The sequence below is a fragment of the Myroides sp. C4067 genome (genome assembly GCF_038039665.1).
Taxonomy (GTDB): domain Bacteria; phylum Bacteroidota; class Bacteroidia; order Flavobacteriales; family Flavobacteriaceae; genus Flavobacterium; species Flavobacterium odoratimimum.
This window is the reverse complement of sequence record NZ_JBBPHJ010000010.1, coordinates 31,251-46,809: the sequence shown is the minus strand read 5'-3', so window position 1 is coordinate 46,809 and position 15,559 is coordinate 31,251. Positions and strand designations below refer to the sequence as shown.

The window sequence follows — 15,559 nt, the reverse complement described above, 5'->3', positions numbered from 1 at the left end:
ATAGTATAAAGCATACTAAGAATGATAAAACAGTTTAAAAGAATATTGTCAAAATACGCAGAAGGAAATAGTAATAAAGAAGAAGAATCTTTAGTTAATCAGTATTTTGATCGCATGCAAATGGAAGGTGTGCTTCCAAAAGATGTAAGTACAGCTGTTGGCGAAAGGATGAAAAGAAGAATAAACCTTCAAATTAAACCAGTCCCAAAAACGTCTTTTGCAATGTACTATAAGATAGCAGCAGCAGTAGCAATTGTTTTATCATTATCTTATTATTTTCTTTTCCCTTCAACAAAAGAAATAGAATATGTGGAGCAATTTGCAGTTAAAGGACAACAGCTTCAGTTTTATTTAAGTGACTCTACCTATGTACACTTAAATTCAAATAGTAAATTAATCTACCCTAAAACATTTAACGGAAATTCTCGTGAAGTACAATTAGTAGGAGAAGCTTTTTTTGAAGTAAAACACACTTCAAGAGATACTCCGTTTTTGGTTGTTAGCCCTAAATTAAGAACACAAGTATTAGGAACAAAGTTTAATGTAAACGATAGTCCTAATGAAACAGTACAAGTAAGTGTTTATGAAGGAAAAGTAAAAGTAGAAGACAAACAAACTAAGCAACAGGTTATTTTGGCAAAAGATGAACAAGTGACTTGGACAGATGCAGTAAGTTCATTACAGAAAGCGACTATACAAGAACAGCAGTTTAATCAATGGTATAAAGGAGAAGTCAAATTTAACCAAATGGGGATCCAAGAAGTAATTACAGTATTGAATAGGCGTTTCAATACGCATTTGCAGTTAGCATCAACTAATTTACCAACTTCAACAATTAGTGGCGATTTTACAAGCGATAAAATTGAAGACATCCTTCAAAGTTTGCAATTTATATACGGTCTTCAATATAAGAAGCAAAGTGATGGGAAGATTATAGTACACCTCAAATAGTTTATGTCTAACCACAATATTATGAAATGAAATAACACAACTACAATTAACTACAAAGAAAAAACCTGTACAAAGTGGCAGCGATGAACAGGTTTAGAAGTGATAATTAATTATCCAGCAGAACAATTAACTAAAAAACAAAGATAACAATTATGTATCTCAAATTATTCAAAGGAGGTAAGAAATTATATACTCCATTAGCTACTGCTTTGCTTTTTTTACACTTATTAAGTGCAGAAAACACTTATGCACAACAAAAAGCAGCGACACCGATTTCAATTCAGTTGAATCAAGCTTCTATTACAGATGTTTTTAACGCCATTAAAAAACAATCAAATTACACTTTAATTTATAGTGATAAAGTAACCGCTTTGACCAAAAAAGTGGATATGCATATTGACGCTAAAGACATAAAAGGTATTTTAGATTATATGTCTAAACAATATGGAATTACTTATCAAATTACAGGTTCAACTATCTCTGTAAAATTAGGAGAAGTAAAAACACAAAAGATAAAAGGAATTGTAATGGACGAACAAGGATTGGGGGTCCCAGGAGCTACAGTTATATTAAAGGGAACGGACAAAGGTGTAAGTACAGATTTGGACGGAAATTTTGCTTTGGATGCTGTAGTGGGAAAAGATAGAGTACAAATTTCTTTTATTGGATATAAAACAGTTGAAGTAATAGCAGCTACTAATTTAAAAGTAGCTTTAGTAGAAGACCAAACTAATTTAGATGAAGTAGTAGTGGTGGGATATGGAAAGCAAAAACGAGTAAATGTTACAGGAGCTGTAGATCAAGTAGGAGCAGAGGTGTTTAAAGATCGCCCTGTTTCTAATGTAGCTAAAGCATTACAAGGAGAAATAGGAAACCTAAACCTTATCATAGGAGATGGAAAACCTACCAGAAGTGCAACATTTAATGTGCGTGGTACAACTTCAATTGGAGGAGGAGGGAATGCTTTGGTATTAATAGATGGAGTACCTGGTGATCCTTCTTTATTAAATCCCAATGATATAGAAAGTGTATCTGTTCTTAAAGATGCTGCTTCTGCAGCTATTTATGGAGCAAGAGGAAGTTTTGGAGTAGTTCTAATTACCACTAAAGCATCTGAAAATGAAAAGTCAAAGATTAACTTTTCTACCTCTTTTTCGGTTTTAGATCATACAGTTAAACCTGATTTAGTGACTAATGGATACCAATGGGCGAAACAATTTGACGACGCTTATTATTCTTGGAATGATTACAAAATGCATCCGTCTAAAGCAAATAGCGTATTTCCTTTTTCTATGGAATATTTGCAACAACTAAAGGAACATGACGAAAACCCAAGTTTGAGTAAAGTAGATATTGATCCTGTAACTGGAAAATATGTGTACTATGGAAATACAGACTGGATGAAAGAGTTGTATGCAGATATGATTACAGCACAAGAGTATAATTTAAGTGCTAGTGGTGGAGGGGAAAAAGCAAGCTATTACTTATCAGGTAGAATAAATTCTCAAGACGGTATTTTTAGATATAACCCCGATAAATTTAATATGTATAATTTAAGAGGAAAAGGGTCTTTACAAGCAACAAGTTGGTTGAAGTTAGAAAATAACTTTGAATATGCTGAAATGGATTATTTCTTTCCAATCTTAAATCACCCTTCAGATACACCAGTTTGGCGTAGAATATCAGACGAGGCCTTCCCTGTAGCGATGATGTTTAATCCTGATGGAACCTTAACACACAATGCGGCAATTGTATTTGGTAGTTTTGTTTCAGGAGGAAATTATTCAGATACAAACAGACAACAATTGAGAAATACAACAAGTTTTGTTGCTGACGTAATTAAAGATGATTTGAAGTTATATGGAGATTTTACTTTTAGAAATTTAAATGAAGTAGAAACGAAACAATATACTCCAGTGCCATATAGTACCAAACCAGGAGAGTTACTTGAAAGAGGAGAGAATAAGTTAGAAGAGTTGCAAGAGAAAACGACTTATAAGGGGATGAATCTTTATGCAGAATATAAAAAGCAATTCGGTAGTCACTATTTGAAAGGATTAGTAGGATATAATTACGAAAAATTGCGTTTAGACAAGCGCACTTTAGAACGCAATGAGTTAACGAATTCTTTATTACCTGATTTTGGTTTAGCAACTGGAGAGAATATTGTTTTAAAAGGAGGAGGATATCAATGGGCGACTTTAGGGGCTTTCTTTCGATTGAACTATAATTTCAGAGAAAAGTATTTTATAGAAGTAAACGGGAGATATGATGGTTCTTCAAAATTCCCACAGAATCAACAGTGGGGGTTCTTTCCATCAACTTCTGTAGGGTATCGTTTATCACAAGAGAACTTTTGGCAAAACAGTCGTTTAGCAGATATTTTACCTGAGTTGAAATTCAGAGCTTCTTATGGTTCATTAGGAAATGGAAATATCTCTCCTTATCAGTATTTAGAAACGATGTCTGTTAATCAATTAAATGTTTTATTAAACGGAAAAAATCCATTGTATACCAATAAACCAAATGTAATTCCTAATGGATTAACATGGGAGAAGGCTACTACATTCAATATTGGTTTTGATACAGAATGGTTTAACCGACGATTAACAACCTCTTTTGATTGGTACAAACGAGTTACAACAGATATGTATACACAAGGTACGCCTCTGCCACAAGTATTTGGAGCAACAGAACCTAAAGGAAACTATGCTGATTTAGAAACAAAAGGATGGGAGTTGTCGATTGCTTGGAGAGATAAAATCAACTTTAATAAACCTTTGACTTATAAGTTCCGATTTATTCTTTCAGACAATCAGTCTAAGATTACAAAATTTAATAATCCAACAAATTCATTAGATACATATTACAAAGGAATGAAGATAGGAGAAATATGGGGATTTGAAAATGCGGGTTATTTTATTGATCAGAATGATATTAATAATCATGCAGATCAAAGCTATATCCGTGTTTCTGCAGCAAATATATTAATGCCTGGAGATATCAAATTTGCAGATTTAAATGGAGATGGAGTAATTAATATAGGCGATAATACAGTAGATAACCCTGGAGATAGAAAAATTATTGGAAATTCAGCACCTCGTTTTAACTTCGGTTTTAATACTGATTTAGAGTGGAATAATTTCTTCGTATCTGCTTTTTTTCAAGGTGTAGGTAAACGCGATTTTTGGCCTGGAGCAGACAACTCTTTATTTTGGGGTGCATACAATAGACCATACAGTTGGCATCCAACAAAAATGAATGATATGATGTGGTCTGAAGAGAATCCAGATGCTTATTTTCCAAGGATGAGAGGGTATGTTGCTCTTAACAATAGAGGAGAGCTACAAGTACAACAAAGCAAGTATATCCAAAATGCAGCTTATATCCGCTTAAAGAACTTAACAATAGGATATAACTTTCCCAAACAGATGTTAGAAAAGAATAAAATAGAGAGTCTAAGAATTTTCTTTTCAGGACAAAACTTATGGACCTATTCACCCATGTTTAGAGTCTTAAAAACAATGGACCCTGAAGTAATTGATGGAGCAGATCCAGAATTGTCACCAAACGCTGGTAATGGAATGCGTTATCCGATGTTAAAAACATTCTCTTTAGGAATCGATATTACTTTTTAAAACAAGCAAACAATGAAAAAAATAATATTAATAACTGCTTTAGCAGGTTTGTTTATCACAACTTCTTGTTCAAACGACTTGGATCAATTACCCTTTGATAAACTTTCACCAGATGTAGCTTTTACAACAGAAAAAGATTTAGAATTATATAGCAATTCTTTTTATAAAATATTACCTAACGGAAATGATGTCGTTCGTGGAGATAATATGTCTGATTATGTTATTGGTCGAACAATCAATAACTATTTAACAGGTACTTATACAGCCTATGATAGTGGGGGTTGGAGTTGGAGTGATTTGAGAAATATCAATTATTTTTTAGAAAAATCAAAAGGAGCTAAGATCATAGATAAACGGAAAGCACATTACGAAGGATTGGCTCGCTTTTTCAGAGCGTGGTTTTACTTTGATAAAGTAAAGCGTTTTGGCGATGTGCCTTGGTATGACAAAACACTAACAGTAGATGATCCCGATTTGTATAAACCAAGAGATACAAGAGAATTGGTGATGCAAAAGGTTTTAGAAGATTTAGATTTTGCAATTAGTGCTATTGAAGGAGGAAAAGATAATAGTGCTTCACGAATTACCAAACAAGTTGCATTAGCTTTTAAATCTCGAGTATGTCTTTTTGAAGGAACGTATCGAAAATATCATACAGATTTAGGGTTGGTTGGTAGTTCATCAGAGTGGTTAAAACAAGCTGCTAATGCCGCAGATGAATTAATGAAAACATCTTCTTATCGCTTAAATACAGCGCAAGGGAATCAAAGCTATCGAAACTTATTTAATAAAGAAGCTGTAGAAGCTTCAGAAGTGATATTAGCGGCTAATGCAAGTGCAGCTTATAGAATCTTTAATGATGCAAATTGGTATTATACCAGTGCAACGTATGGGAATCGCTCTAATTTGACTAAATCGTTTATCAATACCTATTTAAATATAGATGGCACTCGCTTTACAGATAAAGCTGGGCATGCAACTATACCTTTTTGGGAAGAAGTAAAAGGCAGAGATCAACGTTTAGAACAAACCATTCGAATGGGAGATTACAAAAGAGATGGACAAGCTGCTGCTCCTGATTTCACCTATACTTATACAGGTTATCAGCCCAAAAAATTAACCTTAGATTCTTCTGCTACAGATGGAGTAGCAGAAAATAATAATACACTGCCTTTAATTAGGTACGCTGAGGTTCTGTTGAATTATGCTGAAGCAAAAGCCGAATTAGAAGAATTTACAGGTGCTGATTGGGACAAAACAATCAAGTTGCTAAGAGAAAGAGCAGGTATTACCAATAGTAGCATACCAACAGTCGCAGATGCCTATTTAAAACAAGAGTTTTTTCCAAACATATCAGATGCAAATTTATTAGAAATTCGAAGAGAAAGAGGAATAGAGCTGGTGTTAGAAGGCTTTAGATATGATGATTTAAGACGTTGGAAGTTAGGAGGGCTTTTAACCAAAAGCTATGAGGGCATGTATGTACCAGCCATGAATACACCATTAGATATGAATGGGGATGGTAAGTCAGATGTTTCTTTTGTTACAAAAGTACCTGCAAATCCACAAAAAGGAGTGTACTACTATATTATTGATAACAATCAGTACAAGTTGTCTAATGGTGATTCTGGGACACTTATAATTATGGACAATCTAAAACGTATCTATGAAAACCATCAGTATGTATACCCAATTCCATATAGCGCAATTGTATTAAATAGTAAATTAAGTCAGAATCAAGGTTGGTAATTTAATTGTAATAGAAATGAAAAGTCAAATAATAAGAATAATTCAAGTAGTGGTTTTATTACTTTGTTGTATCTCTTGTAATTATGAAGATGATTATACAAATAAAAACCCAAAGAAGGATCCTACAAAGTTGTTTACTCTAACAGCCTTGGTGGTAAATAAGATAGAGTCTCCTTTAGCTAAGGCAGAAGTAACTTTATATGACGAAAAGCAGAAGGAGATAAAAAAACAGGAATCTTCAACAACAGGAGCAGCTGTGTTTAGCGATTTGGTTGCTGGAAGCTATAGGTTAAAGAGTAGTTACGAAAATCAAGTTAACGAAGTAGTGGTAGAAATAAAGAATGAAGACAAAGAAGTCAAGATCAAATTAGATATTGCTCCAAAAGATGTTGTTCTTCAAAATTCTCCTATTGTAATTACTGGAATACAGGCCGATCCGCGAGGAACAGATGCAGCAGCTAATGGCACATCCTCTACTTATGATGGAGGTAAAGTAGTTGTAAATCATATTGGAGGGTACGAGTATGTACAGTTAATGGCTTTAGAGGATATTGATTTTGAGCGTACACCTTATAGTGTAGTTATGGCAAACAATGGTATTGTTGGAGATAGAGGATGGGCACAAGGAGGAAATGTAACCTATAAGTTTGATTTAGTATCAGGAAAGGCAAAAAAGGGAACCTTCTTTTATGTAGGAGGAAAGTCAAAGGTACTTTCAGGTTATGGCAGTTGTGGAAAAAGTACAGATATCAGTACGTCTAATTGGATTGCTACAAAAGACTATAAATTAGAAGCAGGAGACGGTTTTGGAGATCCTAATGGAGGAATCTTAGGGAACTTAGGGAAAGATGGTCAGAATGTAGCAGATGGTGTTGCAGTGTTCAAAGGAACAACAGTTACAGGAGAATCAATTCCTTTAGACGCTGTTTTTTATGGTACCTCATTAGACGGAGTATATGATTCGGTTAACAATTGGGGATATCGTGTGCCAGAACAAAATGACCGTTATGCAACAAAAAATAAAGAAGGTAAAGCACAACCGTTTTTTGGACAAGGTTCCAATGTACATTTGTTTAGTCAACCAGGTTCGGATGTAGGAGATTTTATCAAGTTAGGTGGTTCTACAGATAGAAAGGAATGGAAGGTACTGAGAAATTCTACTATTGTACAGCTAAGTTATTGTGCAGGAGAATCTTCTTTAACAGACATCGAGAGAGCCAATGGAGTAACAGTATTTGCAGAAGGAAATACAACACCAGAAGTACCTGAGCCTTCAAAAGGAAATGTAAGTGTCATGTCTTTTAATATTCGTCATCACGATGCTACAGATCCCTATTCATTAGAGAGTAGAAAGGAGTATATCTTACAAGTGATTATAGACGAAATGCCAGACATTGTTGGGTTGCAAGAGTTTTCTGATAATTGGTTTGAAACATGGATGCAACAACAGATGGCAGCCAAAGGTTATGGGTATTATATGGACGAAGCTAATTCATACGGATCACCTAAAGTGATCTTCTATAAAAAAGATCGTTTTGATTTGAGAGGGAGTGCTACTTATCAAATGAAATATACTGAGAATAGAAGTGGTGCATGGGTGGTGTTATTTGACAAGCAAAAGCAAAAAGAATATTTTGTAACGAATAGTCATTGGACAACTGTTTCTTCAGAAGATAGAACAAAAATGGCTAAAGATGTCGTTAATATTATCGAACAAAATTACCAGAATCGCCCTGTAATTTGTATAGGAGATTTTAATGGACAACCTCATACTACAGAAATTAATGTTTTAAAAACAACAACGCAACCAAAATTGTTGAATGCTGTAGACGAATCATTAAAAACATTTCACAAATGGGGGCCAACAGGTTCAACTACTTTAGATTATATCTTTTATTCTTCTCCTTTCAAATTAATAGAAGGAAAAGTAATACGAACAAGTTTTGGCGCAATATGGCCTTCAGATCATTGGCCTGTTATGGCAACTTTTACGATAGATTAATATGAAAAAAATACTAATTGCGATAGGGCTTTTTTGTGGTTTAAATACAACCGCTATAGCTCAAGAAAAAACACCTCATATTGTATTAATTACAATCGATGGTTTTAGACCAGATTTCTATTTAGAAGAGCAATGGGGAATGCATACAGTACGAGAGTTAATGAAAAATGGAGTAGCTGCTAAGGCAGTTACTCCTATCTTCCCTTCTGTTACTTATCCAGATCACACAACCATTATTACAGGAGAACTTCCTGCTCAACATGGAATAGTATATAACAATATTTTTGACCCTGCTACAGGCTCTCAAAAGTGGTATTGGGATTATAGTGCAATTAAAATACCAACACTATATGATGTGGTGAAGCAAAAAAAACTGACTTCTGCTAATGTAATTTGGCCTGTAACAGTCAATGCGCCTATCGATTATAATGTTCCTGATATATGGGATCTTACTAACGGATACGATAGAAGAAGTATTACAGCTTTATATACTACACCTTATAGTTTGTGGCGCGAGATACAAAATGAAGCAACAGGAACATTAAGAGCTAAAGATTGGGCAATGACAGAAGAAGAGCTGATTATGGATGAGAATATTGCACGTATGGGAAGTTATATGATTCAGCAGTATCAACCGAATCTATTAACCCTTCACTTTCCATGTACAGATCACTATGAGCACCAAGATGGTTTGGATAGTCCTTTGGTACGTGCCAGTGTTGCTGGAGCTGATCGTGCAATCAAAACAATTATTGAGGCATTAGATCGTTCAAAACTGAAAGATAACTATGTAATAATTATTACAGGAGATCATGGGTTTGAGAAAATCACACACCGTTTACAACCTAATATTTGGTTAAAGGATGCAGGACTGTTAGACGACGCAAAAACAATGGACTGGAAAGCAATGTTTCATACCCAAGGAGGTTCTGCTTTCTTGAGAGTGCAAGGAAAGAATAAAGTAAAAACAATCGAAAAGGTTAAAACTTTATTAGAAAAACAACCACAAGAAATTAGAAACCGCTATCGCATGATATCAAAAGAAGAGCTACAAAAGCTTGGTGCAGATCCAGAGGCAGAGTTAGCCTTAACAGGTTTAGATCACACAACATTTGGTGGAGGCCTTAAAGGAGAAGTATTGAGTAAGTTAAATAAAGAAGGTGGAGCACACGGATTTTTGAATAGCGATAAAAGTATGCAAACTGGATTTGTTGCTTTTGGAAAAGGAATAAAACAAGGAGTGGTGATCGAACAAATGGCTTTGATAGATATTTGCCCCTTTATTAGTGAATTATTGGAACTGGATTTTAAATTTCTTTCAAAAGAGTTAAAACAACAACTACTAAGTATCTAAAGATAGAATTAATATTATAAAGAAGGCTACTCTTTAAAATAATAGTAGTCAAATTCGGAAGATTGTAATTTTTAAATTAATTAAGTTACGTAAGCTTAACAATAGCGTAAGATTCGTATAGGAAGACATCGCTAATTTTGGGCATTGAAAAAAAGTGACATTCTGAACAGTAAGGGGATATTATCAAATCATTAAATATTCTTTTTCGTAACGAAATACTTTAATACGCTCTATTTGTAACAACATAAACCATATATAATGAAAAAAAGATTCTTTACTGTTGCCTTCTTATTTACGGCAGCATTAGCCATCGGACAGACTAGTGTGCGTGGCTATGTATTCGAGGATGCTAATAAGAACGGGAAAAAAGATAGAAGTGAAAAGGTATTAGCAGGGGTAGCGGTATCTAATGGAGTGGAGGTCGTACAGACTGATGATAAAGGACTGTATGAACTGCCTTTAACAGGGGATAATCAAATCTTTGTGATTAAACCAAGTCAATACGCTACTGTGTTAGACCAATATAATCTACCTGCCTCTTATGTAACGCATAAACCTAAAGGATCACCAACAGGAACTAAGTATGAAGGAGTAGCTCCAACAGGAAAATTGCCAAAAGAAGTAAACTTTGGATTGATTGCACAAGAGGAGTCAGCAGATTTTAAGGCTTTTATCTTTGGAGACCCTCAGCCATATAGTCTAGAGGAATTAGATTACTTTAAAAAAGCAGTAGTAGATGAGGTAAAGAATAAGACAGAAGGAATCTCTTTTGGTATCAGTCTAGGTGATCTAGTAGGAGATAAATTAGACTTGCATACGCCTTATAAAGAAGTGATGAAAGAAGTAGGGCTACCATGGTATAATGTGATGGGAAATCACGATATGAACTATGAGGCAACTGAAGATATCTATTCTGATGAGACCTTTGAGAAGAACTTCGGACCAGCTAATTATGCATTTAATTATGGGGATGCTCACTTTATCGTATTAGATGATATTCTATATCCTCACCCAATTAAAAAGAAAGGGTACCTAGGTGGTTTTAGACAAGATCAATTAGACTTTGTGAAGAACAATCTGAAGTTCGTTCCTAAAGATAAGTTAGTGGTAATTTCTTTTCATATTCCATTATTTGTTGGAAACGAAAAACACTTCGATCAAGAGTCTAGACAACAGTTGTTAGATATTTTAAAAGAGCATGAGAATATCTTACTATTGTCTGCACATACTCACTATCAGATGCATCAGTTCTATACGAAAGAACAAGGATGGTCAGGTATAAAACCATTACATGAGTATAATGTTGGGACAACGTCAGGCGACTGGTACTCAGGCGAGTTTAACGAGTTAGGTGTGCCTGCTTCTACTATGAGAGATGGAACCCCTAGAGGATATGCTACTTTAGTAGTTAAGGGGAATCAGTATGAGTTAGATTATAAAGTGTCTGGGGAATCAGATGATTATAAAATGGAATTGTTTATGCCTAAGGTTATTGCGGATAAGAAATCGAATAACTATCAGGTATATACAAATGTCTTTATGGGAACAGAGAAAGATCTAGTACAATATAGAATAGATGGAGGAGAGTGGAAAGAGATGAAGAAAGAAGAGAGTTTTGACCCAAGCTTCTATGCAGCAGTTCAAAAGTATGATTTGACAGAAAAACTATTAACTGGAAAGAAACCTTCTCACCCGATTAAATCATCTCATTTATGGAGTGCTAAGTTACCTTTTAATATTGGGGTAGGAGAGCATAAAGTAGAAGTGAAGGTGACAGATATGTTTGGTAGAGAGCATATCGCACAAAAGACATACAAAATCGAGAAAAGTAAATAGTATAGTTTTTTATAAGGTTTAGATTCTTCATCATTATAGCGAGCTCGCTTATAATCGAATCGGGATTTAAATTAAGTGTGTTGAAAGGGCTCAGTATCGTTAGATACTGGGCTTTTTCTGTTTGTGTAGGGGAGTTATATAAGAAGGTCTTCTGCTATATCTATTCTTAGAAGAATCATAAAATGTTTTCAGAGCGTTTTCTTCCTATTATCTTTACTAGACATATAAAATGAAAAATGAATATGACTAATTTAGAACTAACGAAAGCTTAGTATTATGCATTATTCTATAAAAGTAAACACGCAGCAGTTAGAAGGAGCGTTATCTCCTATAAATAAGCCTTATTATTTTGCTATTCTTATAGATGGTGAAGCTACTTTTTCTTTAGATTTTAATAGATACTCTTGCTCTGGACAGTATATCTTATTTTTATCTCCTTATCAGTTGTTGACATGGGAAAAAGTAGAAATTAAGTCAATGAAGACTATACAGTTTCATGGAGACTTCTATTGTATAGAATATCACAAAGAGGAGGTAGCATGTAATGGGGTCTTGTTTAACGCATTATTTGACGCTCCTTATGTTCCTATTCAGTCATCTTTATTTCTAGAATTGACTCAGCTTTTTGATAAAATAGAGCAATTAGAACACCAACAGTCTGCTTATGATATTCCGATTCTCAAGACGTATTTACAATTGGTATTAGCCCTGAGTAGTAAGGAGAAACAGTTGATCAATAAGAAACAAAAGACTTCAGGACTGTTCTTAGAAGATATAGTTAGCTTTCAAGAGATGCTAGAAGAGCATTTTATGGAGTCTAGAGCAGTAGCATTTTATGCAGAGCAGTATCATTTATCTGTTGATGTGTTTAGTAAAAAGGTTAGAAAGCATTATGGAAAAACACCTTCTAAATTAATCCAGGAACGCCTTATTTTGGAAGCAAAAAAACAACTTCATCTGACTTATAAGAGTGTAAAAGAGATAGCTAAGATATTAGGATTTGAGGATGAGTTTTATTTTAGTCGTTATTTTAAGAAAGAAGTAGGTGTATCTCCTAAGATATTCAGAGAACAAGTAGGAATATCAGTAGTGGCAAAAAAGTCTATGGAATAGAAGGAATAGTCCATGTTATCTCTCTGCTAAACCTTCTAGTTTTGTTGAAAAATAAAATAAAACCAATGAAACAAATTTTAGTATTATTTAGTAGTTTACAAGAGAAATCGATTCATTTTCTTCGTTTATCTATCTGTATTGTCATGGTTTGGATAGGAGGGCTAAAAGCTTTTCAATATGAAGCGGATGGTATTGTACCTTTTGTAACGAATAGTCCTTTTATGAGCTTTTTTTATCAGAATTCAACAAAAACAGTATTAGATGAATCTGACAAAGAAGTATATGAATATACTCAACATAAAAATCCCGAGGGCAAAGTAGTGCAGAAGAACATTGATTGGCATAAACAGAATGGTACTTATGTGTTTTCGTATATTCTAGGTACAGTGATTGTAAGTATAGGGATACTCGTATTATTAGGGATATGGTATCCTAGACTCGGTTTTTTAGGAGGGGTATTAACATTAGGAATGTCTTTGGTCACACTATCATTTCTAATTACTACCCCAGAAGTATATGTGCCTAATTTAGGAGGTGATTTTTCTACACCTAACTATGGATTCCCTTATTTATCAGGTGCTGGACGACTAGTCTTAAAGGATATTATCATGATGGCAGCAGGATTAGTGATCGCTGGTGATTCAGCACGTAATTTGCTTTATAAGTGATTAATAGAATTAGAATATAAAATAAAGTGAGAATAAAAGCTTAGTACTTATCTAGTATTAAGCTTTTATTCTTAGAGGAGATAATAATTTTTGAAAGTATACTATTATTTTTAATAACCGAAATGTGTGTACTAGTTAAAAAGAATTAATTAATATGAGTTAAAATATTTTATATTATTGCTATTTAATGTTTTTATTATTTATAATTATTGCAATTTAAATGTGCTTTATGGTTGTTGTTTTGCATATTTATTATTTTTTATTTATAAAAAGTAATACTTTTATAAATGGTTAAAAAAAGTAATAATCAAAAAACATTTTAATATGAAATTGCAACACACGTATTTTTATCATCCCTCTAATATTGAATGTAATGAGGAAGTAATTAAACAATTCGAAAGCCAAGGTGTCTCTATGAAAAAGATACAAGAAGCACTTGGTAGACATAATCGATTTGTAGTCGCTAAAGAGTCAAATGAAACTACGGTTTCTATGGGAATTGAGGCGGCAAAAGGAGTTTTAAAACAAAGTGGTATCTCAATAGAAGAAATAGATATTATTGTCTTTGTGACTTGTACTCCAGAGCATCAGATACCTTGTGACTCTATTTTTATACACCAAGCTTTGCAAGGAAAGAATAATACAATGTGTTATGATATTAACGCTAATTGTATTGGGGCTTTTGTAGCATTAGATCAAGTGACGCATTATCTCAATAGCAGTAGTAGAGCTAAAAATGCTTTAGTAGTTTGTTCTGATCAGTTATCTCGTATTTTAGATAGCCAAAACCCTGTAACAGCTTTTTGTTTTTCAGATTCTGCTTTTGCATTTATAGTAGAGAAAGAGACTACTACATCTGGATTAGTAGACGTTATGTATCATACAGATAGTAGTTTTTGTGATACTGTTCTGTATCCGCCTCAAGGACATTCTTGTTCTTTATCTGATGAATTGACAATGTGGGATACATCATTTGATGGAAGCGGAAGTGTAGAGTTTGCTTTAGATAAAATAGAAGTTTTCTTAGCAAAGAACAATCTAAAAATAGAAGATATCAGTTTATTCTTATTCTCTCAGTTATCACTGAAAAACATTAAGATTATTAAATCACATTATCAATTACCAGAAGAAAAAGTACCTTTTTATTCGAAAGAGTATGGGTATTCAGGAGCTTCTAGTCCTTTTTTAGCTTTACATCAATATCAGAAAGAAGGAACACCTCTAAAGGAAGGAGATTATTTTTTAATGTGGACATTAGGGGCAGGGTATCAGGCTGGTTTAATGTTGTGGAAATACTAAGTGTTTAGATGTTAGTTATCTAACTTTACATAAGGATAAACTCAATATATTCAATACTTACAGTGATTTTTTTGTTTTGAAATTACCAGATTACAAGTATATTTACTTTCAAAAAAAGTTATGAAATTTCTCACGGTATTAATCTGTCTAGTCTCATTGACGACCTTTGCTCAACCCAAAGCTATTTTGGATAAAACGACTTATCAATTTTGGTTAAACGAACCTAAAGTCGTAGAAGAAAAGAATCCTCTTATTATCTTCTTACACGGGAGAAGTCTTTCAGGAACTAATATAGATAGAGTAAAGAGATATGGCGCGCTAAAAGGAATAGAGAAAGGACTGGACATTCCTGCTTATTTAGTAGCTCCTCAATTGCCTTCTGGGCCATGGAATGCGGATAAGGTTGACGAAATTGTAAGTTATATGATTGCAAATTATAATATCGATGAGAGTCGCATTTATGTAACCGGAATGAGCTTAGGAGGATATGGTACGATGAAATATGCTGGTAAGTATCCTAATCGTATAGCTGCTGCTATTGCTATCTGTGGAGGAGGTGAAGAAAGAGATGCCTGTGCAGTGACTAATATCCCTATTAAACTTATTCATGGTGATAAAGACTTTATCGTACCACTAAAAGAGTCTAAGAAGATAATGACTGCAATCCAAAAGTGTGATAAAAAAGCGCCTGTAGAACTACAAGTAGTCAAAGGAGGTACGCATGGTAGTGTAGAGGATCTATATAGACACATGGAGGTATATAATTGGTTATTACAACATGTGAAGAGTAATGCCTCAATTAGTTCAGAAAACAAAGAAGAAATCTAAGTAGGACATTAAGTTATAACATAAACAAAGCACCCAAAGTCAAAAGCTTTGGGTGTTTTATTTACATATTATTGGCTATTGTCTTCGTTGTTTTTAAGATATACTCTATAAAATCTTCTTC

At 33.8% G+C, this 15,559-nt stretch carries 10 protein-coding genes; all 10 read left to right on the top strand.

What is annotated here, in order from left to right:
* The first annotated feature begins 21 nt into the window (after nt 1–21).
* A complete protein-coding gene (locus AABL87_RS09090) occupies nt 22–951 on the top strand; it encodes a FecR family protein (RefSeq protein ID WP_006258190.1) in 930 nt (309 codons plus the stop codon).
* Between the two features lie 152 nt (nt 952–1,103).
* Nucleotides 1,104–4,589 (top strand): TonB-dependent receptor, encoded by a 3,486-nt coding sequence (locus AABL87_RS09085; protein ID WP_006258189.1) that lies wholly within the window; start codon nt 1,104–1,106, stop codon nt 4,587–4,589.
* 12 nt (nt 4,590–4,601) lie between these two features.
* Entirely contained in the window at nt 4,602–6,338 is a 1,737-nt protein-coding gene (locus tag AABL87_RS09080; RefSeq protein WP_006261489.1) for a RagB/SusD family nutrient uptake outer membrane protein, read from the top strand.
* Between the two features lie 16 nt (nt 6,339–6,354).
* Nucleotides 6,355–8,340: an endonuclease/exonuclease/phosphatase family protein gene (locus tag AABL87_RS09075; RefSeq protein WP_341277222.1), complete on the top strand. Its 1,986-nt coding sequence runs from the start codon at nt 6,355–6,357 to the stop codon at nt 8,338–8,340.
* Between the two features lies 1 nt (nt 8,341).
* Complete coding sequence (locus tag AABL87_RS09070; RefSeq protein ID WP_006263991.1) at nt 8,342–9,694, top strand: alkaline phosphatase family protein; 1,353 nt, start codon at nt 8,342–8,344, stop codon at nt 9,692–9,694.
* A gap of 258 nt (nt 9,695–9,952) precedes the next feature.
* Nucleotides 9,953–11,530 carry a calcineurin-like phosphoesterase family protein gene (locus tag AABL87_RS09065; protein ID WP_341277221.1) on the top strand — a complete coding sequence of 526 codons (1,578 nt, stop codon included), beginning with the start codon at nt 9,953–9,955 and terminating at the stop codon, nt 11,528–11,530.
* A gap of 276 nt (nt 11,531–11,806) precedes the next feature.
* Nucleotides 11,807–12,643 carry a helix-turn-helix domain-containing protein gene (locus AABL87_RS09060; RefSeq protein ID WP_006261486.1) on the top strand — a complete coding sequence of 279 codons (837 nt, stop codon included), beginning with the start codon at nt 11,807–11,809 and terminating at the stop codon, nt 12,641–12,643.
* 65 nt (nt 12,644–12,708) lie between these two features.
* Nucleotides 12,709–13,311 (top strand): reactive chlorine resistance membrane protein RclC, encoded by a 603-nt coding sequence (gene rclC / locus AABL87_RS09055; protein ID WP_341277220.1) that lies wholly within the window; start codon nt 12,709–12,711, stop codon nt 13,309–13,311.
* Between the two features lie 324 nt (nt 13,312–13,635).
* Complete coding sequence (locus AABL87_RS09050; RefSeq protein ID WP_006263988.1) at nt 13,636–14,610, top strand: ketoacyl-ACP synthase III; 975 nt, start codon at nt 13,636–13,638, stop codon at nt 14,608–14,610.
* A gap of 120 nt (nt 14,611–14,730) precedes the next feature.
* Nucleotides 14,731–15,438: a carboxylesterase family protein gene (locus AABL87_RS09045; protein WP_006263987.1), complete on the top strand. Its 708-nt coding sequence runs from the start codon at nt 14,731–14,733 to the stop codon at nt 15,436–15,438.
* Nucleotides 15,439–15,559: the final 121 nt, after the last annotated feature.